Source organism: Paenibacillus sp. PCH8, from assembly GCF_002968835.1.
Taxonomy (GTDB): Bacteria; Bacillota; Bacilli; order Paenibacillales; family Paenibacillaceae; genus Paenibacillus.
This window is the reverse complement of the sequence record NZ_PKQK01000003.1, coordinates 274656-292256: the sequence shown is the minus strand read 5'-3', so window position 1 is coordinate 292256 and position 17601 is coordinate 274656. Positions and strand designations below refer to the sequence as shown.

General features: G+C 46.6%; 18 protein-coding genes and 1 pseudogene. 12 read left to right on the top strand and 7 right to left on the bottom strand.

The window, feature by feature from the left end:
• Window positions 1–28 precede the first annotated feature (28 nt).
• From C0Q44_RS18585 to C0Q44_RS18570, 4 genes are all read left to right on the top strand, one after another.
• The gene (locus tag C0Q44_RS18585; RefSeq protein ID WP_105408754.1) at window positions 29–1219 is read left to right on the top strand and encodes a NupC/NupG family nucleoside CNT transporter; all 1191 of its coding nucleotides are present in this window, start codon (window positions 29–31) and stop codon (window positions 1217–1219) included.
• Window positions 1220–1248: 29 nt separating this feature from the next.
• Window positions 1249–2427 carry a phosphopentomutase gene (gene deoB / locus C0Q44_RS18580; protein WP_105408753.1) on the top strand — a complete coding sequence of 393 codons (1179 nt, stop codon included), beginning with the start codon at window positions 1249–1251 and terminating at the stop codon, window positions 2425–2427.
• A 134-nt stretch (window positions 2428–2561) separates the two neighbouring features.
• Complete coding sequence (gene deoD / locus C0Q44_RS18575; protein ID WP_105408752.1) at window positions 2562–3269, top strand: purine-nucleoside phosphorylase; 708 nt, start codon at window positions 2562–2564, stop codon at window positions 3267–3269.
• Window positions 3270–3548: 279 nt separating this feature from the next.
• Window positions 3549–4850 (top strand): pyrimidine-nucleoside phosphorylase, encoded by a 1302-nt coding sequence (locus C0Q44_RS18570; protein WP_105408751.1) that lies wholly within the window; start codon window positions 3549–3551, stop codon window positions 4848–4850.
• Between the two features lie 102 nt (window positions 4851–4952).
• On the opposite strand, the gene C0Q44_RS18565 is transcribed toward C0Q44_RS18570, so the two are convergent.
• Both C0Q44_RS18565 and C0Q44_RS18560 read right to left on the bottom strand, forming a co-directional pair.
• Window positions 4953–5942 carry a TIGR03943 family putative permease subunit gene (locus tag C0Q44_RS18565; protein WP_105408750.1) on the bottom strand — a complete coding sequence of 330 codons (990 nt, stop codon included), beginning with the start codon at window positions 5940–5942 and terminating at the stop codon, window positions 4953–4955.
• An 82-nt stretch (window positions 5943–6024) separates the two neighbouring features.
• Window positions 6025–7077: a permease gene (locus C0Q44_RS18560; protein WP_105408749.1), complete on the bottom strand. Its 1053-nt coding sequence runs from the start codon at window positions 7075–7077 to the stop codon at window positions 6025–6027.
• A 187-nt stretch (window positions 7078–7264) separates the two neighbouring features.
• Between C0Q44_RS18560 and rpmG the strand changes: the two genes are divergently transcribed.
• The 6 genes from rpmG to C0Q44_RS18530 all read left to right on the top strand — a co-directional run bounded on the left by rpmG (window position 7265) and on the right by C0Q44_RS18530 (window position 11387).
• The gene (gene rpmG / locus C0Q44_RS18555) at window positions 7265–7414 is read left to right on the top strand and encodes a 50S ribosomal protein L33 (RefSeq protein WP_105408748.1); all 150 of its coding nucleotides are present in this window, start codon (window positions 7265–7267) and stop codon (window positions 7412–7414) included.
• Between the two features lie 49 nt (window positions 7415–7463).
• Complete coding sequence (locus C0Q44_RS18550) at window positions 7464–8171, top strand: metal ABC transporter ATP-binding protein (RefSeq protein WP_105408747.1); 708 nt, start codon at window positions 7464–7466, stop codon at window positions 8169–8171.
• Window positions 8117–8995, top strand: a complete 879-nt coding sequence (locus C0Q44_RS18545; RefSeq protein WP_105408746.1) for a metal ABC transporter permease — start codon at window positions 8117–8119, stop codon at window positions 8993–8995. The genes C0Q44_RS18550 and C0Q44_RS18545 overlap by 55 nt, the downstream gene beginning before the upstream one ends.
• A gap of 1 nt (window position 8996) precedes the next feature.
• Entirely contained in the window at window positions 8997–10061 is a 1065-nt protein-coding gene (locus tag C0Q44_RS18540) for a metal ABC transporter substrate-binding protein (protein WP_105408745.1), read from the top strand.
• Window positions 10062–10153: 92 nt separating this feature from the next.
• A complete protein-coding gene (locus C0Q44_RS18535; RefSeq protein ID WP_105408744.1) occupies window positions 10154–10636 on the top strand; it encodes a hypothetical protein in 483 nt (160 codons plus the stop codon).
• 43 nt (window positions 10637–10679) lie between these two features.
• A complete protein-coding gene (locus C0Q44_RS18530; protein ID WP_105408743.1) occupies window positions 10680–11387 on the top strand; it encodes a M50 family metallopeptidase in 708 nt (235 codons plus the stop codon).
• A 99-nt stretch (window positions 11388–11486) separates the two neighbouring features.
• Here the strand turns inward: C0Q44_RS18530 and C0Q44_RS18525 are convergent, their stop codons facing one another.
• From C0Q44_RS18525 to C0Q44_RS18505, 5 genes are all read right to left on the bottom strand, one after another.
• Entirely contained in the window at window positions 11487–11858 is a 372-nt protein-coding gene (locus C0Q44_RS18525) for a DUF4363 family protein (RefSeq protein ID WP_105408742.1), read from the bottom strand.
• Between the two features lie 27 nt (window positions 11859–11885).
• Window positions 11886–12614: a DUF421 domain-containing protein gene (locus C0Q44_RS18520; protein WP_105409300.1), complete on the bottom strand. Its 729-nt coding sequence runs from the start codon at window positions 12612–12614 to the stop codon at window positions 11886–11888.
• A gap of 221 nt (window positions 12615–12835) precedes the next feature.
• Window positions 12836–13699 (bottom strand): SDR family oxidoreductase, encoded by an 864-nt coding sequence (locus C0Q44_RS18515; RefSeq protein ID WP_105408741.1) that lies wholly within the window; start codon window positions 13697–13699, stop codon window positions 12836–12838.
• Window positions 13696–14763 carry a mannonate dehydratase gene (uxuA, locus tag C0Q44_RS18510; protein ID WP_105408740.1) on the bottom strand — a complete coding sequence of 356 codons (1068 nt, stop codon included), beginning with the start codon at window positions 14761–14763 and terminating at the stop codon, window positions 13696–13698. The genes C0Q44_RS18515 and uxuA overlap by 4 nt, the downstream gene beginning before the upstream one ends.
• A gap of 40 nt (window positions 14764–14803) precedes the next feature.
• Window positions 14804–15469 carry a GntR family transcriptional regulator gene (locus tag C0Q44_RS18505; protein ID WP_105409299.1) on the bottom strand — a complete coding sequence of 222 codons (666 nt, stop codon included), beginning with the start codon at window positions 15467–15469 and terminating at the stop codon, window positions 14804–14806.
• Between the two features lie 280 nt (window positions 15470–15749).
• Here C0Q44_RS18505 and C0Q44_RS18500 point away from each other — a divergent pair, with 280 nt between their 5' ends.
• Both C0Q44_RS18500 and C0Q44_RS18495 read left to right on the top strand, forming a co-directional pair.
• Window positions 15750–16052 carry an ArsR/SmtB family transcription factor gene (locus tag C0Q44_RS18500; RefSeq protein ID WP_105408739.1) on the top strand — a complete coding sequence of 101 codons (303 nt, stop codon included), beginning with the start codon at window positions 15750–15752 and terminating at the stop codon, window positions 16050–16052.
• A gap of 99 nt (window positions 16053–16151) precedes the next feature.
• Window positions 16152–17551: pseudogene (locus C0Q44_RS18495) on the top strand (aldehyde dehydrogenase).
• Window positions 17552–17601 lie beyond the last annotated feature (50 nt).

The following is a 17601-nucleotide window of genomic DNA, read 5'->3' as shown; positions in this document are numbered from 1 at the left end:
GCTTAACTACCTTCAAAGGAGAGATCAAATGAAATTTTTAATTGCCATTATCGGCTTACTCGTTGTTTTTGGACTGGCTTATATCGCAAGTAACGGTAAGAAGAAGATCCGTTATCGACCGCTTGCGGTCATGATTGTTCTACAGGTGATCCTGGCGTATGCCTTACTCAATACAGGGGTTGGGACATGGCTAATTGGTGGATTCGCGACTGTATTTAAAAGTTTGCTTGATTATGCGAATGAAGGGATTGCGTTTGTATTTGGTGATTTGACCACCGTAGGTGCAGATACCGTAGGGACACCGTTCTTCCTCAGCGTATTGATGCCGATTGTTGTCATCTCTGCCCTTATTGGGATATTGCAGTATATCCGAATCTTACCTTTTGTTATAAAATATATTGGTCTGGTATTAAGCAAAATCAACGGAATGGGCAAACTGGAATCATATAACGCGGTTGCTTCGGCTGTATTGGGGCAATCTGAAGTGTTCATTTCTGTAAAAAAACAAATTGGGTTGTTGCCAAAACATCGGCTGTACACTCTGTGTGCTTCGGCGATGTCCACGGTATCGATGTCGATTGTCGGTGCCTATATGTCCATGATTGATCCGAAATATGTGGTTACGGCACTCGTGCTGAATCTGTTTGGCGGTTTTATCATTGCTTCCATTGTGAACCCTTATGAGGTTACGGAGGAAGAAGATATATTGGAAGTGCAGGATGAGGACAAACAGTCCTTCTTCGAAATGCTGGGCGAGTACATTCTGGATGGATTCAAAGTTGCCATCATCGTGGCTGCGATGTTAATCGGTTTTGTGGCTTTGATCGCACTGGTTAACGGAATTTTCAGCTCGGTGCTTGGTATTTCGTTCCAGGAGCTGCTTGGTTATGTGTTTGCACCATTTGCCTTTATTATGGGTGTTCCTTGGAAGGAAGCGATTCAGGCGGGAAGTATTATGGCAACCAAAATGGTATCCAACGAATTCGTCGCCATGCTTGCTCTAGCGAAGGAGACAGCATTGTCTGCCAGAACAACAGGAATCGTATCCGTCTTCCTCGTATCGTTTGCGAACTTCTCCTCTATTGGTATTATTGCCGGTGCGGTGAAGGGTCTTCATGAGAAACAAGGTAATGTGGTGGCCCGCTTCGGTCTGAAGCTGCTTTACGGTGCATCGCTGGTCAGTGTATTGTCGGCGATCATCGCCGGACTGTTCTTGTAAACCGGATTATTGGAAGGAGTGCTTGGGTTATGTCAACATTTAAAAGAGTACATCTTGTCGTAATGGATTCTGTAGGGATCGGGGAAGCGCCTGATGCAGCAGAATTTGATGATTTTGATGTGGATACCTTTGGTCACATTGCACGTGAACGTGGAGGTCTAAACATGCCCCATATGGCGAGTCTTGGACTATCCAACATTAAAGAAATTGAGGGTATTCCTGTAGCTGATGCGCCTAAAGCTTATTACACCAAAATGCAGGAAGCATCCCGAGGCAAAGATACGATGACAGGCCACTGGGAAATCATGGGACTCTTCATCGATACACCTTTCCGTGTATTCGAGAACGGCTTCCCGGATGAGTTGATCCAACGTATCGAAGAGAAAACGGGTCGTAAAGTCATTGGTAACAAACCAGCGAGTGGCACGGAGATTCTCGATGAGCTGGGTGCAGAGCATGTCGAAACTGGCGCGCTGATTGTATACACGTCTGCTGATTCGGTTCTGCAAATTGCGGCCCATGAAGACGTGGTACCTTTGAAAGAACTGTATGAAATCTGTGAGTTCTGTCGCGAAATTACACTTGAAGATCCGTACATGCTGGGCCGCATTATTGCACGTCCATTTGTAGGTGAAGCGGGTGACTGGAAGCGTACTGCGAATCGTCATGACTATGCGCTCAAACCATTTGGACGTACCGTCATGAATGAACTTCAAGATGGTGGTTTTGATGTGATCGCCTTGGGTAAAATTGCAGATATCTACGATGGCGAAGGGGTAACGAAGTCTGTTCGTACCGTCTCCAACATGGATGGTATGGACAAGTTGTCCGAAACGATGGATGAAGAGTTCACGGGACTGAGCTTCCTGAACCTGGTTGATTTTGATGCCCTGTACGGTCACCGTCGTGATCCACAAGGTTATGCTCAGGCGCTTGAAGACTATGATGCACGTCTTCCGGAGATCTTTGCCAAAATGACCAATGATGATCTACTGCTGATTACCGCTGACCATGGTAATGATCCAACCTACCGCGGGACAGACCATACGCGTGAATATGTTCCACTGCTTGCCTACTCTCCGCGTTTCAGCGAGGGTAAACAGCTGGATCTGCGAAGCACATTTGCAGACCTTGGTGCAACGGTTGCTGAGAACTTCGGTGTGAAGATGCCGGAATACGGCACAAGCTTCCTGAAGGATTTGAAATAAGCTCTGGGTCGTTCACAGAACCCTGGAATTAAGCTTTCTTTTTAAAAAAATGGACGGGGATGTCGGAGTAGCTATGGCTGCTCCGTTGCCTGTCAATGCGAGATAAACAAACGGATAATTGGAGGAGAATAATCATGAGTACACATATTGGAGCTAAACCCGGAGATATCGCAGAAACGATCCTTTTGCCAGGAGACCCTTTGCGTGCGAAATATATTGCGGATACGTACCTTGAAGATGTTGTATGTTACAACGAGGTTCGCGGAATGCTCGGTTACACAGGTACATATCAAGGGCATCGGATTTCGGTGCAAGGTTCGGGCATGGGTATTCCATCCTTCGCCATCTATGCGAACGAGTTAATCAGCGAATATGGCGTGAAAAACCTGATTCGTGTAGGCACTTGCGGCGGTATGCAGGAGCATGTGCGTGTGCGTGATGTCATCCTTGCACAAGCAGCTTGTACGGATTCAAGCATGAACAAGCACATATTCGGTGGATATGACTTCTCGCCAATCGCTACGTTCTCTTTGCTGAAAGAAGCATATGACCGTGCTACAGCCAAAGGCATGAAAATTCATGTCGGTAACGTGTTCAGCTCTGACTCATTCTACCGCGATGACCGTTCCGTTACCGAGAAATTGATGCAGCACGGCGTACTTGGCGTAGAGATGGAAACAACAGCATTGTACACCATCGCTGCCAAGTTCGGTGTTAACGCCCTGACGATCCTGACAGTAAGTGACCACTTGCTGACAGGCGAAGAAACATCTGCTGAAGAACGCCAAAAAACGTTCAACGACATGATGGTAGTTGCCCTGGACACAGCAATCACACTGTAATTGTTACATTTTATATTCATAATCATTTGATTTTAATCGAAACTTTTGTTTTAAGCACGTAGTGAAGGAACCGGAATCGATTCTGAAGAAGCGAAGCGTTCGCCTAAAAGCTTTCTGAAAGAAAGCTGCTTCGGAAGGATACGCTGTCTCCGAGTTTTCTCCATTGCAAAATGGATCAAAAAAACTTGGAGACAACAGCGATCGAAAGAACGATCCGGAGCCGTAACGGTGTAACATCAAAGTGTTCTATACAATCAACTTACACAAGGAGAGATCATCATGAGAATGGTAGACATTATTGCCAAGAAACGCGACGGAAAAGAACTGACAACAGCCGAGATTGATTTTGTTGTTCAAGGGTACACACAAGGAGAGATCCCGGACTATCAAGTGAGTGCTTGGGCGATGGCCGTATTTTTCAAAGATATGTCGGATAAAGAACGCGCTGACTTAACGATGTCGATGGTGAATTCGGGGGATACGATCGATCTGTCCGCCATTGAAGGTATCAAAGTAGACAAGCACTCCACAGGAGGTGTGGGCGATACGACGACACTGGTACTCGCTCCGCTCGTTGCTGCTTTGGATGTCCCTGTTGCCAAAATGTCCGGACGTGGTCTAGGCCATACGGGTGGTACAACAGACAAGCTGGAATCCGTTGCCGGCTTCCACGTAGAGCTTGAAAAAGAAGAATTCATTCGCCTCGTTAACGAACACAAAGTTGCGGTTATCGGGCAAAGTGGTAACCTTACGCCAGCAGACAAAAAGCTCTACGCCCTGCGTGACGTAACAGCTACCGTTAACTCCATTCCACTGATCGCCAGCTCCATCATGAGCAAGAAAATTGCTGCAGGTGCGGATGCGATCGTACTCGATGTCAAAACGGGTGCGGGCGCATTCATGAAAACGACCGAAGATGCCAAAGAATTGGCTCATGCGATGGTAAGCATTGGTAACAATGTTGGACGTAAAACGATGGCTGTTATCTCCGATATGTCCCAACCGCTAGGTCTGGCGATTGGAAATGCGCTTGAAGTGAAAGAAGCCATCCTCACGCTGCAAGGTAAAGGTCCGAAAGATCTGGAAGAGCTGTGTCTGGCGCTTGGACGTCAAATGGTATTCCTGGCTGGCAAGGCAGATTCCTTGGAGCATGCTGAGGAGAAATTGAAAGAAGTCATTCAGAACGGTAAAGCACTGGAGAAATTCAAAGACTTCCTGGCCAACCAAGGCGGAGACGCTTCAGTCGTGGATCATCCCGATCGCTTGCCGCAGGCTCAATACCTGGTTGAAGTCCCAGCGGACAAAGACGGATATGTTGCTGGAATCGTAGCTGATGAAATCGGAACTGCTGCCATGTTACTCGGTGCAGGACGTGCAACAAAAGAATCCGAGATCGATCTTGCCGTTGGCCTAATGCTGAACAAAAAAGTGGGTGACCCGGTGAAAGCTGGTGAATCCCTTGTAACGATTCATGCGAACCGTGAAGACGTAGCAGACGTCATCGCGAAGATCAAAGAAAACATTACTATTGCGGACCGTGCTGAAGCTCCTGTGTTGGTTCATGATATCGTAACGGAATAGTCATTCAGAGCAGATAAAAGGTAATCTTTTGTTTGGCTGAGTAAGGAAGCCCCGAAGCTGTGTACCACATAGCTTCGGGGCTTTTTCGTTGGAGAAAACATGCTATTTACGTTGTAAAAATTTTATATTCTCATACGCCATCACCGAATCGGCACTTGTGTATATATAAGGCGTAGCTGGCTGCTCGACAAGCATCACCTTTGTAGCGCGAATTTCAATGGTATCTTTGCCATCTACCTGAGCTGAACCAATGGTACCATCAATTTGCACCCAGCTATCTGTCGGGAAGTTGTCTGCATCCGGGATGTGAATCATTACACCGAAGGGTGCCGCATCAGCAGGGCAGCACATCACGAGAAATCGTCCCAAGGCAAAATGAGATTCATGTTCCATGCTTTTGTCCCGGTAGACAAAGCCAGTTAACGAGATATCTTTGCCTGCAAACTGTCGCTGGAACATGTCGATGGTACCAAGCGTTTCGGAGAAAATCTCGGGGTACACATCAATGACGGGTTCCGCATATAATTTCTCCGCCAGTTCAGCGAATTCGCGGCTGTACTCGTCTGGAGGAACGAATTGAACTTTGGTGACGGAAGAAGGGGGAACTGGCGTTTGTTGTACCAGGTCGTGTACATTCAGCTCCGATGCCAGAGTAGGTAAAGGTTCTTTACGACGAATCTCGGGAGGCGCATAGGTGAGAGACATTCCTTTTTGACTGGCCATGGAACTGCCAAGAGCCCGATCCGGTAACAGGAAGCCAAGCAATAAGGGAAGGGCAATCAGACCATATACCAGCGCGCTGCGTAGAAACCCGGAAGGAGGTGGATGCTCACAGTCGCAATGAACCTCGTTTCTACCGAACAGTCCATGCCAGGCCATGATAGCAGCAATAAACAATAAGGGAACAGGACAGCATAGCAGCAGCTTTTGCATCGTGGGTGCCAGATAATAATGTAGAGAATCACTTGAATTCAAGTGAATAATGTACACTGCCAGCCCGCCAATCCAGACCGCACGAATCAGGTTATGCCATTGAATGATGTGAGATCTTGGAACTGGAGGTTGGGTCATCGTATAGACAGTGTGGTTCATAAGATCACCTCATTTCTATTCATCGTCAGTAAGATAGTTCAGGGGATTAACCATTCAGGTCATGAAGTATGTGGCTCAACCATTATACCAGCAGATTAATCAACCATGAGCCGGCGAAGACGAGCGTGATAATGGCCAGACTCAAACCAATAACAAACCGGGTACGGAAGGTGGAGAGCAGCATCAGCGTACTTTTGAAATCAAGCATCGGACCCAAAACGAGGAACGATACAAGTGGCCCCAGTGCAAAGGTATGTGAGAATGCAGAAGCAACAAAAGCATCGGAAGTGGAGCAAAGCGATAACACGTACGCAAATCCCATCATGAATACATAAGAAGCGACAGGGCCATTGCCAAGAGAGATCAGATCGCTGCGGCTGATAAATGTCTGGATGCATGCTGTAATTAAAGCACCGATCACCAGATATTTGCTCATATCTACGAATTCGTCTCCCGCATGAATGAAGAAGCTGCGCCAGTTTTTCACATGATTGTGGTCATGGGCATCTGCGTGTGTATGAGCATTTGAGTGCGCATGAGGTTGAGCCATTTTAAATCCAGGATGCGTCTTGACCTCTGTCAATGCGACTTTCGGCATACGAAGGGGATTACGTCGAACGAACACATACACGAGCATGCCTATTGAAGCTGCTACGGCAAAGGCCAGTCCCATGCGGGCAATGGTAATCTCAGGATGGGAGGGAAAAGCGAGCAGGGTTGCCGTAAAAACAATGGGATTCACAACCGGTCCGCTTAGGATGAACGTTACTGCGATATAGGCGGGCATGCCTTTATGCATGAGTCGCCTGACTACCGGAATCATGCCACATTCACAGATAGGAAAAATAATGCCCAGCAGCCCTGCGACCAGCACACCGCCGATCGGATTCTTGGGTGTAAGTCTGCGTACCATCTCTTCGGATACAAACCATTGCATTAATGAAGACAAGAGTACCCCCATGAGCAGAAAAGGTGCTGCCTCAAGGAATATGCTTACGAATATTGCTTTCAGATTATGCATAGCTTCGCTGTTCCAGGCATCTTGCAGATCGGGAGCCAATGTAATAAGCACAGGAGTAAGAAATGCACAAGGAATCAGATAAGTTAAGAGCTTCAGGTTGGCTCCCAATTTCATGCAACAGACCTCCACAACTAAGACTTTGCTAGAATATATGCTTGTACTTGCTGCAACATACATGATTCAAGTGTTCTAATCCATATTTTTACGATTAATATCGTATCCTACATTGACATAATAAAGATCATAGGCTACTATCATTAAATAGTAATAATTACGATTAATGAAAAGGGAGGCTACAACCATGAGAGTCATTGTAACTTTAGCTTGCGCTGAGTGCGGAGACCACAACTACACCACAACCAAGAACAAGCGTAACCATCCGGAGCGCCTTGAGATGAAGAAATATTCGCCACGATTGAAGAAGATGACGATTCACCGCGAAACACGCTAAATTTTTTTGTTGTTTTTAAATCGTAATATTTACGAAAAGAGGAAGCGGGATGATACTATCTTCCATGCGTGATGTTGTATATGGATATGGCAAAGAGCCGGTCATTGATCACCTGTCGCTGGATATCCATGTGGGAGAGTTCGTAGGCATAACAGGCCCCAACGGTTCTGCGAAGACAACGATGCTGAAATTGCTGCTGGGGCTATTAAAGCCCTGGAGTGGTTCGGTTCATATGAATACTCAGAATATACAAGGCAAAAAACTGCAAGTTGGTTATGTACCTCAGCAAGTAGCATCGTTCAACAGTGGTTTTCCCAGTACCGTAATTGAACTGGTACGATCAGGATGTTATCGCAAGCTGGGGCTCTTTCGGAAATTTTCAATCGAACAGGAGAACGTGGTCGAGCGAAGTCTGCGGGAAGTTGGGATGTGGGATCACCGGAATACACGGGTGGGTGAGCTGTCGGGCGGACAGAAGCAGCGGATCAGTATTGCTCGAGCATTGGCAGGACAACCACAGGTGCTCATGCTGGATGAGCCCACCACAGGTATGGATCGACGCAGTCGGGAAGGATTCTATGACTTGATGCGCCACTATGCCGATGTCCATGGTCTAACCATCATTATGGTCACTCACGCTCTGGAAGAGATGGGCAACCGACTAGACCGGATGATCCTGCTGGAGCGTCAAGAAAGTGAGGAATGGCAGTGTTTGAGTACGAATTCATGCAGCGTGCCTTTTGGGCAGGTGGACTAATTGGTATCATCGCTCCAATCTTGGGTGTCTATCTGATGCTCCGGAGACAGGTGCTGATGGCCGATACATTATCTCATGTTTCACTGGCGGGAGTGGCGCTTGGCTCAGTCCTGAATCTAAATCCGGTAATCAGCGGTTTCGCTATTGCGGTCATCGGTGCATTATTGGTTGAACGGTTGCGAAGAAGTTACCGAACATACAGCGAGGTACCCGTAGCGATCATCATGACATCGGGGCTGGCACTAGCTGTGGTACTCATGAGCCTGAGAAAAAATCTATCCAAAACATTCAGTTCCTATTTGTTTGGTTCGATCGTCGCAGTCAGCAATATACAGTTGTTGATGCTGGTAATTGTATGTGTTATCGGTTTAGTTTTTTTCATTGTTTTACGAAGACCGCTATACAATTTGACGTTTGATGAAGAGACGGCCTCGATCGGGGGCGTTCAGGTTAAAGGATTATCGTTTGCTTTTGCCGTTCTGACAGGAATGACCGTAGCTTCAGCCATGCCGATCATCGGTGTGTTACTTGTATCAGCGCTCATTGTACTGCCGGCAGCACTTGCACTAAGAGTATCACGCAGTTTTGCAGCAGCCATTGTTATTGCTGTGGTCACTGGACTCCTCGGAATTTTTAGCGGACTGACAACTTCTTACCATTTGAACACACCGCCTGGAGGAACGATTGCACTCATTCTGTTGGTTTTTCTATTGACTGGAATATCAGCGCAGAAGCTGGTTTCACTATACAACCGTAAACGTCACCGCGCAGGGCAAGAACAACATAAAGCCAAACTATCCATACATTCAAAGGAGAATATTTAATATGAGATTTGGCAAAAAATCAGCACTTGTACTGTTCTTTAGTCTATCCCTCGTTGTTGCAGGCTGCGGTCAAACAAAGACCGCTTCCGAAGCAGATCTCTCATCGGCGAGTACTCCAAACACTGCTGAAGAGAAATTGAATGTGCAAGTCAGCTTCTATCCGATGTACGAATTCACCAAAAATGTAGCAGGAGACCTGGCAGATGTACATACACTCATTCCAGCCGGAATGGAACCTCATGATTGGGAGCCGACACCTCGGGACATGGCAAGCATTGAGAAAGCAGACGTTCTTGTGTATAACGGGGCAGGCATGGAGAATTGGATTGACCAGGTGAAGGACAGTCTGAGTAGTGAGAAACTCATTCAAGTGGAAGCAAGCAAAGGTATTGATCTGATTAAAGGTGTAGAACATGAGAATGGGGACGCTGCTGACGAAGATCATGTTCATGCGAATGAAGGAACTACAGAAGACCACGACCATGATCATACTTCTGAAGCGGAAGAGGGGCATACACATAGTCATAGTCACGATCATGGTGGACTTGATCCTCACGTTTGGTTGTCCCCTGCATTGGCTGTTAAAGAAGTGCGTAATATTGAAGCCGGACTGGCAGAGGCTGCACCTGAACATGCGGTAGAGTTTAAACAAAATGCCGATGCTTATGTGAGTAAACTGGAAGCATTGGATTCAGACTTTAAGGCAGCAGTAACAGGTAGTAAGAGGAAAGACTTTATTACACAACATGCTGCCTTTGGCTATCTTGCGCAGGAGTATGGATTGCAACAAGTACCTATCGCAGGATTATCTCCTGAGCAGGAGCCATCCGCTGCCCAGATGGCATCTGTGATTGATTTTGCGAAGGAGCATCAAGTGAAGACGATCTTCTTCGAAACACTGGTTTCTTCCAAAGTGTCAGAGACGATTGCAAACGAAGTTGGAGCCAAAACGGCTGTATTGAATCCGATTGAAGGACTCACTGACGATGAGGTTGCAGCTGGGATGGACTACATTGGCGTGATGAGACAGAATCTGGAGGCACTCCAACGGGCGCTGAACGAGTAATAATTATTGATTTGATGCCTGTCACCGAAAAAGGTACAATAATACAACATGCTGAGGAATGACCGGATCAAGGGGACAGGAGGACGCGATTGATGAGTGCCAATGAGGAACATGAAGTATTGTTAAGTAATCAGCCTGCCCATCTATGGAGACGGCGCAAGCTGGAACTGATGCAATGGACCGAACGTGATAAACATACCGTATCCCCGAAGAGAACAGTGTTATGGAAAGGTGTCGAGGTCGATACCGAGCTTGTGAAGGCGTTGTCCATACTCCAGAAGGCAGGCATGACGACGGAGTTTTCATGTGCAGGGGTGAGCCCACTGGATGAACCTGTCGATCATTCGCTGTATGCCTACGTTACCCTAGTACAAAGTGAGGTGGCGGATCAGTTCGTGCGTTACGCGCTCAACCGGATGCGGAATCGACTGCTCGTTACCTTGGAGGCGGAGAGGGGCTGCTATGATCTTTCATCTTTTTTCATTGGACACAATCGCAGTTTCTGCTGGTGGATGGAGCACTGCGCCTCACAGTTCACAAATCGAAACGGATCGAGCGAAAAAAGCGTAGTATAAAGGATAGGCTCGTTTACTTGAAGGTTAAGGAGGTCTCACCCGATTGAACAAGTGGCTCAAAACCATACTTTTTGTAGTAGCCTCTGTCTTTTTGACCCGATTCATTCCATTCTCGTCCTTGTTCCGCAACCTGGATACGATGATTCACGAGTTCGGTCATGCGCTAATGACACTGGTGTTATCTGGAAAGGTGCTGCGCATTGAATTGTACGCGGATCATAGTGGTGTAACGTATTCGTCCATGCTGACACCAGGCAGATCGATTCTGGTTTCTCTGGCAGGGTATATCAGTGCTTCACTCTTTGCCTGGTTGTTGTTCTACCTGTACCGCAAAGGTCGGCATATGTGGGGACTTGGTATCATGACAGCTGTAGCTCTCGTATCACTTCTGTTGTATGTAAGAGGGGAGTTCGGCATGTTGTGGTTGACGGGTTTCATCGTGCTGAATGTGATCATTATGATTTTTGGTGCCAAAATTGTGAAATTCTATTATCTGTTACTCGCTTTTCTAACGCTGGAAGAGTCTGTGGTTAGTGCCATGTATGTCGGGTGGATGTCTTGGACGCAACCTTCCAGAGCAGGGGACGCGGCCAATCTCGCACAGCAGACATTCCTTCCTGCATTGTTCTGGGGTACACTGTTCGCTCTGTTTGCACTATGGTGTGCGAAAGGAGCACTCGCTCTTTTCTTCCGCAAAGAAAGCACCTCCCGAATGACAAAGTCTAAATCTCGCAGATTACGTGGAGCGTAACAATAGAAATGCTAAAGGCACTTCCTTTTCTGATAAAGGAGGTGCCTTTGTCATGTGCATTTGGATCGCCTGTCCTTCATGCTTCCATTGTCGCTTCTCCTAGTCCCCCAAGTTATCCCATAACGCGTAAAAGTAATAGATTTCTTCTTTGATTGCCTTATCATCTTCAGCTGCAATCCCGCCTTTGATCCGTGCAAGAGTACCCAAAATATCATAGATCGTTTCTCGTTCTACACTGAATTGAATACGATTGACGATTCGTTCCCAGGCCTGCATCGCATAATCGATTTGAGACTTGGCTGCGTTCCACTGTTTGGCATCGACCTGCTTCTCCAGCGTTTGTACCGATTCCATCAAGCGGTCTTGGGTACCAAACGGTTTTTTGAGTAATGCTCCGCTGGCCATAATGGCGATAAAGATCAGAAGCAACAGGATTGGAGTCACATATAGCAACCAGAAACGCGTTTTCATTCAACCACCTCCCGCAAGATGTGAAATTTAGAATGGCCCTTCATAATCTCCCATATCCGTTTTCTCAGAAAAATGATCCTTGAAGAGATCGATGTACAGCTTGTCATTAGGGAGAATAGCGGCAAATGCAATATCCTGAATCGTCACTTTTTTCTTTTTTAACTGTTCCGTTAACCAGCGAATGTCTTTGTTCCTCTCTTCCAGGTTCTGTTGGATCAGAACGCCATCAATAATTAACTCCGTCATCAGCTTTCTTTGGGGAGAATGTATATGCATGTCCTTGGCGGTGACGGGCTGATTTTCAGGCTTCAATACAACAGAGAGAGAACCATCAGGCTCAAGAATTGCATAGTCCAGCGTTGTAATATCAAATACATCCTTCTGCCGCAGCATCATGGTCAATTCGTCAAATTTCACACGCATTTTATGTAGATTTTGTTCGAGAATTTTGCCGTTCTGAATGACCAGAGTAGGGTCGGAGTCCATCAATTTGGAGATGGTTCGATTTTTCATTGTAATAAATTGAAAGATAATTGTAATGATTGTGAAAATGGTCAGAGCAACAAAATGAACCCAGGCTTTGGACGATAAATCGGTTGCAAACGTACCCGCAATGGAACCGATCGTAATACCGTTAATGTAATCAAAATACGTCAGGTTACCCATCTGCTGTTTGCCCAATACCCTCGTATAGATGATCAGGGTCAAAAAGGCGATGATCGAACGAACAGCTACAACCCATGTTTCTTCCATCATGTATGTATCACCTTCCTTGACTTCTTGGGATGAATCTGGAATGGACAGTACAGTACTAGCATCAAGAGGGGGAGTTATACTCACCAATACAATCTTTTCCTTCGTCAGTGAATATTATTCTGAACGCAAAAAAAACCGAAGCCTATATTCACGTCCAGGCTTCGGATAGGAGGAGCCAATCGATATCGTGTTAATTCACGGTTTACAAAAGAAAAAGTGCACTATACACCAGAGTACGCCATAAACCCGCCATCTACTGGAATGACTGTGCCCGTGACGAAGCTGGATTGACTTTCATCTGCAAGCCACATTAACGTGCCCAGCAGATCTTCCGGTTTGCCAAAGCGGCGCATGGGTGTATGGGCAATGATTTTGCTAGAACGTTCTGTAGGTGAACCGTCAGGTTGAAGCAGCAGGTTCCGGTTTTGCTCGGTCAGGAAGAATCCTGGGGCAATCGCGTTGACACGAATACCGGATTCAGCCAGATGTACGGCGAGCCACTGAGTGAAGTTATTAATGGCTGCTTTGGCGGCACTGTACGCAGGAACTTTGGTCATGGGCGATGGGGCACTCATTGAAGAGATATTAATAACGGTTGCCGATACGTCACGTTCAATCATGTGTTTGGCAAAGATCTGGGTAGGAATAAGGGAGCCGACAAAGTTCAGATCCATAACCTGACGAAATCCCTCTACGCTTACATCAAAAAAAGTAGTGACGTCATGCTGTTCCAAGTCTTCCAGTCTGAAAATTTCATTCGTGGTGTTCGCACTGGCCTGATTACCACCTGCACCATTGATGAGAATATCACAAGGTCCGAGCTGCGCAAGCACCGTATCTGCCGCTGCTTGAACACTATCGACCTGTGTTACATCACAGGCGACAGCAATCGCTCTGCCACCTGCAGCTTCAATTGCAGCTACAACTTCAAGCCCCTTGGACACCGTACGGTTCAGAATGGCAACTTGAGCGCCGTGGCGAGCAAGTTCTTCTGCCATGGATCGGCATAATACCCCTGCACCTCCGGTAATTACAGCTATTTTGCCTTCCAGACGTGATGTGCGTTCCATTTGAATTCCACTCATACATTTATCCTCCTTTGCAGGGAATCCCATACACCCCAGAGATACATGATCCCCAAAGCCCGGTCATACAGCCCGTAACCAGGTCTGCACTGTTCTCCCCAGAGATGTCGGCCGTGATCCGGTCGTGCGTAGCCCTCATAACCAATATCATGATAAGCTTCAACAACGCCTGCAATATCGACGTTTCCGTCTTGGCTGCGATGTGAGGTCTCAATAAAGTCTCCGTTATCATAGATTTTCACATTACGAATATGGGCAAATGGAATCCGGTCCTTGAACTCGTGAATCATTCCGATAATATCATTGTCAGGACTCGCTCCCAGAGACCCACTGCACAGAGTCACACTATTGTAAGGACTGTCATAAAGGTTCAGATATTTGCGAACATTCTCCTGACTCGTAATAATCTTTGGTAATCCAAAGATCGGCCACGGCGGGTCATCCGGATGGATGGCCATTCGAATCCCCAATCGTTCGGCCGTTGGAATAATCTCTTGCAGGAAATAACGTGCGTGTTCCCACATATGTTCCTCGGTTACATTCCGGTAGGCTTCAAATAGATCTGATAGATATTGCAAACGCTCCGGTTCCCAACCGGGCATGGTCAGTGCAGAATTTTCGGTGATTTGACGAACGAGTTCCAAAGGTTCAATATTTTCGAGTTTGTTCTTCTCGTAGAAGAGGGCAGTGGAGCCATCCTCCATCTCCTTATGCATGTCGGTACGCAACCAATCGAAGATCGGCATAAAGTTGTAACAGATGACTTTCACACCAACCTGGGCCAGCTTCTCCATCGTTCGAATATAATTGGCAATGTACTTATCCCTCGAAGGCATACCCAGCTTGATATCCTCATGAATGTTCACACTCTCAACGACATCCAGATGTAACCCGGCCTTGTCTGCCGCCGCTTGGACCGCCAATATTTTGTCCATGGGCCATTCCTCACCCGCAGGAACATCGTGCAGAGCCCACACAATCCCTTCAACTCCGGGAATCTGCCGAATGTGGTCCAGTGTTACCGTGTCATTGCCTTCGCCAAACCAGCGAAAAACCATTCTCATCACGTTCACCTCATCATGAATAATAGTAAAATAAATTCACTCATTGAAAATAGGAAGGATATGTATCCTGCAATACAGCCAGATCGGTGACGGTTAAATGCAAGTGTTCCTGCATCAGTCGTTCTGCCGTCTGGGCATCATGCTGCCGAATAGCTTGGACCATGGATCTATGCTGTTCAATCAGGTGATCCCACTGATGATCCGAAGATAAACGGAGCATACGACTGCGATTCAAATGCACATTCATCTGCTGAATGACAGTCCATGTCTTGCTTTTATTACAGCCTGCAAAAAGAGTACTGTGGAATTCTTCATCCAAGTGGAACATTCGTTCATCATCCGGTTCAATCAAGCATTGCTGTTGTGACATAAGATTCTGTTCCAAGGCGAGCATCTGCTCATCCGGAAATTGTACACAGGCAAGCCGGATCACGGCTCGTTCGAGCTGTTCACGCATGAATCGTGCTTCCTCGACAAGATCGACCTGGATTAGGGAGACGTATGTACCACGCTGAGGATACACTTCCAGCAGACCTTCTTGCGCAAGCCTTACAAAACTTTCTCGAACGGGAGTTCGGCTAACCTTGAACTCCAACGAGATTTCCTTCTCGGAAATGGCTGTTCCCGGAGGCATCTTCAGACTCAAAATCAGCTGTTTCAGTGTGACGTATACGGCATCTCGGGTCGAATAAGACGGTTTGTTCATGGAAGACAGACCGTGTATGAAAGACGATGACAGACCAGCCTTGGATGATAACTTTGAGGTGTATTCCACAACTTCAACTCCTTCATTGCCATACTACCATACAAGTATGGTAGATTGGAAGCGCTTTATCATTGTGAAGTTCAATATTTATGATGTTTTACTTGTAGTCCAAGTCACGAGAGAGTACAATTCAGTTATTAGGTTCGAATGTTTAAACTAACAGACGTTAAGTGGGTAACGATCATTTAATAAATAGTAGAATGATAATCGAGGTGTAACCATGGGTCAAAAAGCGATAAATATTTTCGAAACTTGTATCCCGTTATTTCAAGTACTAAGTGACAACCATCGTCAAACTATACTGCTGACACTCAGTGAGAAGGGCAGAATGACGGTAAATGAAATTACAGAACGATCCAGCCTGTCCCGGCCAGCCATATCTCATCATCTCAAGCTATTGTTAGAGAAGGGGCTTATATCGGTTGAACAGAAGGGAACGCAGCGCTATTATTCGGCTTCATTGAATGCTTCTGTGGAACTGTTGAAGGAACTGGTTGCCGCATTGGAAGAGGAATGTCTGTAAAGGGATGAAGTGTACAAAGTAAAACATGCTTATGCATGTGTCTTATAGGTTCGTAAGTTTAAACTCTTAATCAATACGGTAACAGAGGAGAATGAAGTTATGACAACCATTCACGAAGTAAGCAGTCAGGAAGTCGAAGAGATTCTGGAACAGCAGCGTCAATTCTTTCGGTCAGGTGCCACACGGTCGGCGGAAGTCCGAATTGCACGTCTAACGCAATTGAAGCAGGCGATTCATAAGTATGAGTCCAGACTGACGGAGGCGCTCTATCAGGATCTGGGTAAAAGTGAGTTCGAGTCCTACACGACAGAGATTGGATTCATGATGGACAGTATCACACACACGATCCGCAAAGTGAAGAAATGGGTGAAACCCGTCAAAGTCAGAACGCAAATAGCTCTCCTTGGCTCCAAAAGTTATATTATTCCTGAACCTTACGGGTCGGTGCTAATTATCGGACCATTCAATTATCCATTTCAGCTCCTGATTGAACCTTTGGTTGGTGCTATTGCAGCAGGAAATACAGCAGTGCTCAAAGCATCCGAGAACACGCCTGCTGTATCTGCTATCGTACGAGAGATGATTGCGACTGTGTTCGAACCGGCATACGTACAGCTGCTTGACGGTGCCAAAGATACAACGACAGCGCTGATCAACGCCCCGTTTGACTATATCTTTTTTACAGGCAGTGTACCGGTAGGCAAGATTGTGATGGAAGCTGCCGCCAAAAATCTGGTTCCGGTGACATTGGAGCTGGGCGGGAAGAGTCCGGTTATCGTGGATGAACGGGCGGATATCAAAGTGGCAGCCGAGCGCATCATATGGGGGAAATTGCTCAATACAGGACAGACTTGTATCGCACCTGACTACTTGCTAGTGCATGAAGGCGTGAAGGAACAATTGATTACAGAGATGAGAGTAGCGATCGTTTCATTCTTTGGTTCGGATATCCAGCGTAACAAGGACTATGGTCGAATCGTGAACAAAGGACATTTCAAACGCCTGACGACGCTGATTGAACGGGATCAGGCGAAAGTGATTCATGGGGAGCATCGGATGAGGGAGATCGCTTTATTGAACCGACACTGATTGACGCGGAGTCCTGGGATGCAGCGACGATGGAAGATGAGATTTTTGGACCCATTCTGCCCATCATCAGTTATCGGGATATTAATGTAGCGATTGGAGAGATTGTGAAGCGGCCTAAACCGCTGGCCTTATATCTGTTCACTTCAGACACACAGGTTCAGGACAAAGTGCTGCGCGAAGTTTCTTTTGGAGGAGGTTGCATTAACGATACGATTACGCATGTAGCTAACCCACGTCTGCCGTTTGGCGGAGTTGGACATTCAGGTGTTGGCTCGTACCATGGTCAGTACAGCTTCGAAACCTTCTCTCATCTCAAAAGTGTATTGAAGAAAAGCACCAAAGTGAATCTGCCGATTCTGTATCCACCGTATGATAATAAACTGAAGCTCATTAAGCGTTTGTTGAAATAAATGCAATACATCTCAGCTTACGGATTACGCCATGCTGATAAGAAGCAGCC

Excerpts from the sequence above, each read along its gene's own strand:
- C0Q44_RS18585 (WP_105408754.1), top strand. The coding sequence starts at position 29 with ATGAAATTTTTAATTGCCATTATCGGCTTACTCGTTGTTTTTGGACTG.
- deoB (WP_105408753.1), top strand. The coding sequence starts at position 1,249 with ATGTCAACATTTAAAAGAGTACATCTTGTCGTAATGGATTCTGTAGGG.
- deoD (WP_105408752.1), top strand. The coding sequence starts at position 2,562 with ATGAGTACACATATTGGAGCTAAACCCGGAGATATCGCAGAAACGATC.
- C0Q44_RS18570 (WP_105408751.1), top strand. The coding sequence starts at position 3,549 with ATGAGAATGGTAGACATTATTGCCAAGAAACGCGACGGAAAAGAACTG.
- C0Q44_RS18565 (WP_105408750.1), bottom strand. The coding sequence starts at position 5,942 with ATGAACCACACTGTCTATACGATGACCCAACCTCCAGTTCCAAGATCT.
- C0Q44_RS18560 (WP_105408749.1), bottom strand. The coding sequence starts at position 7,077 with ATGAAATTGGGAGCCAACCTGAAGCTCTTAACTTATCTGATTCCTTGT.
- rpmG (WP_105408748.1), top strand. The coding sequence starts at position 7,265 with ATGAGAGTCATTGTAACTTTAGCTTGCGCTGAGTGCGGAGACCACAAC.
- C0Q44_RS18550 (WP_105408747.1), top strand. The coding sequence starts at position 7,464 with ATGATACTATCTTCCATGCGTGATGTTGTATATGGATATGGCAAAGAG.
- C0Q44_RS18545 (WP_105408746.1), top strand. The coding sequence starts at position 8,117 with ATGGCAGTGTTTGAGTACGAATTCATGCAGCGTGCCTTTTGGGCAGGT.
- C0Q44_RS18540 (WP_105408745.1), top strand. The coding sequence starts at position 8,997 with ATGAGATTTGGCAAAAAATCAGCACTTGTACTGTTCTTTAGTCTATCC.
- C0Q44_RS18535 (WP_105408744.1), top strand. The coding sequence starts at position 10,154 with ATGAGTGCCAATGAGGAACATGAAGTATTGTTAAGTAATCAGCCTGCC.
- C0Q44_RS18525 (WP_105408742.1), bottom strand. The coding sequence starts at position 11,858 with ATGAAAACGCGTTTCTGGTTGCTATATGTGACTCCAATCCTGTTGCTT.
- C0Q44_RS18520 (WP_105409300.1), bottom strand. The coding sequence starts at position 12,614 with ATGATGGAAGAAACATGGGTTGTAGCTGTTCGTTCGATCATCGCCTTT.
- C0Q44_RS18515 (WP_105408741.1), bottom strand. The coding sequence starts at position 13,699 with ATGAGTGGAATTCAAATGGAACGCACATCACGTCTGGAAGGCAAAATA.
- uxuA (WP_105408740.1), bottom strand. The coding sequence starts at position 14,763 with ATGAGAATGGTTTTTCGCTGGTTTGGCGAAGGCAATGACACGGTAACA.
- C0Q44_RS18505 (WP_105409299.1), bottom strand. The coding sequence starts at position 15,469 with ATGAACAAACCGTCTTATTCGACCCGAGATGCCGTATACGTCACACTG.
- C0Q44_RS18500 (WP_105408739.1), top strand. The coding sequence starts at position 15,750 with ATGGGTCAAAAAGCGATAAATATTTTCGAAACTTGTATCCCGTTATTT.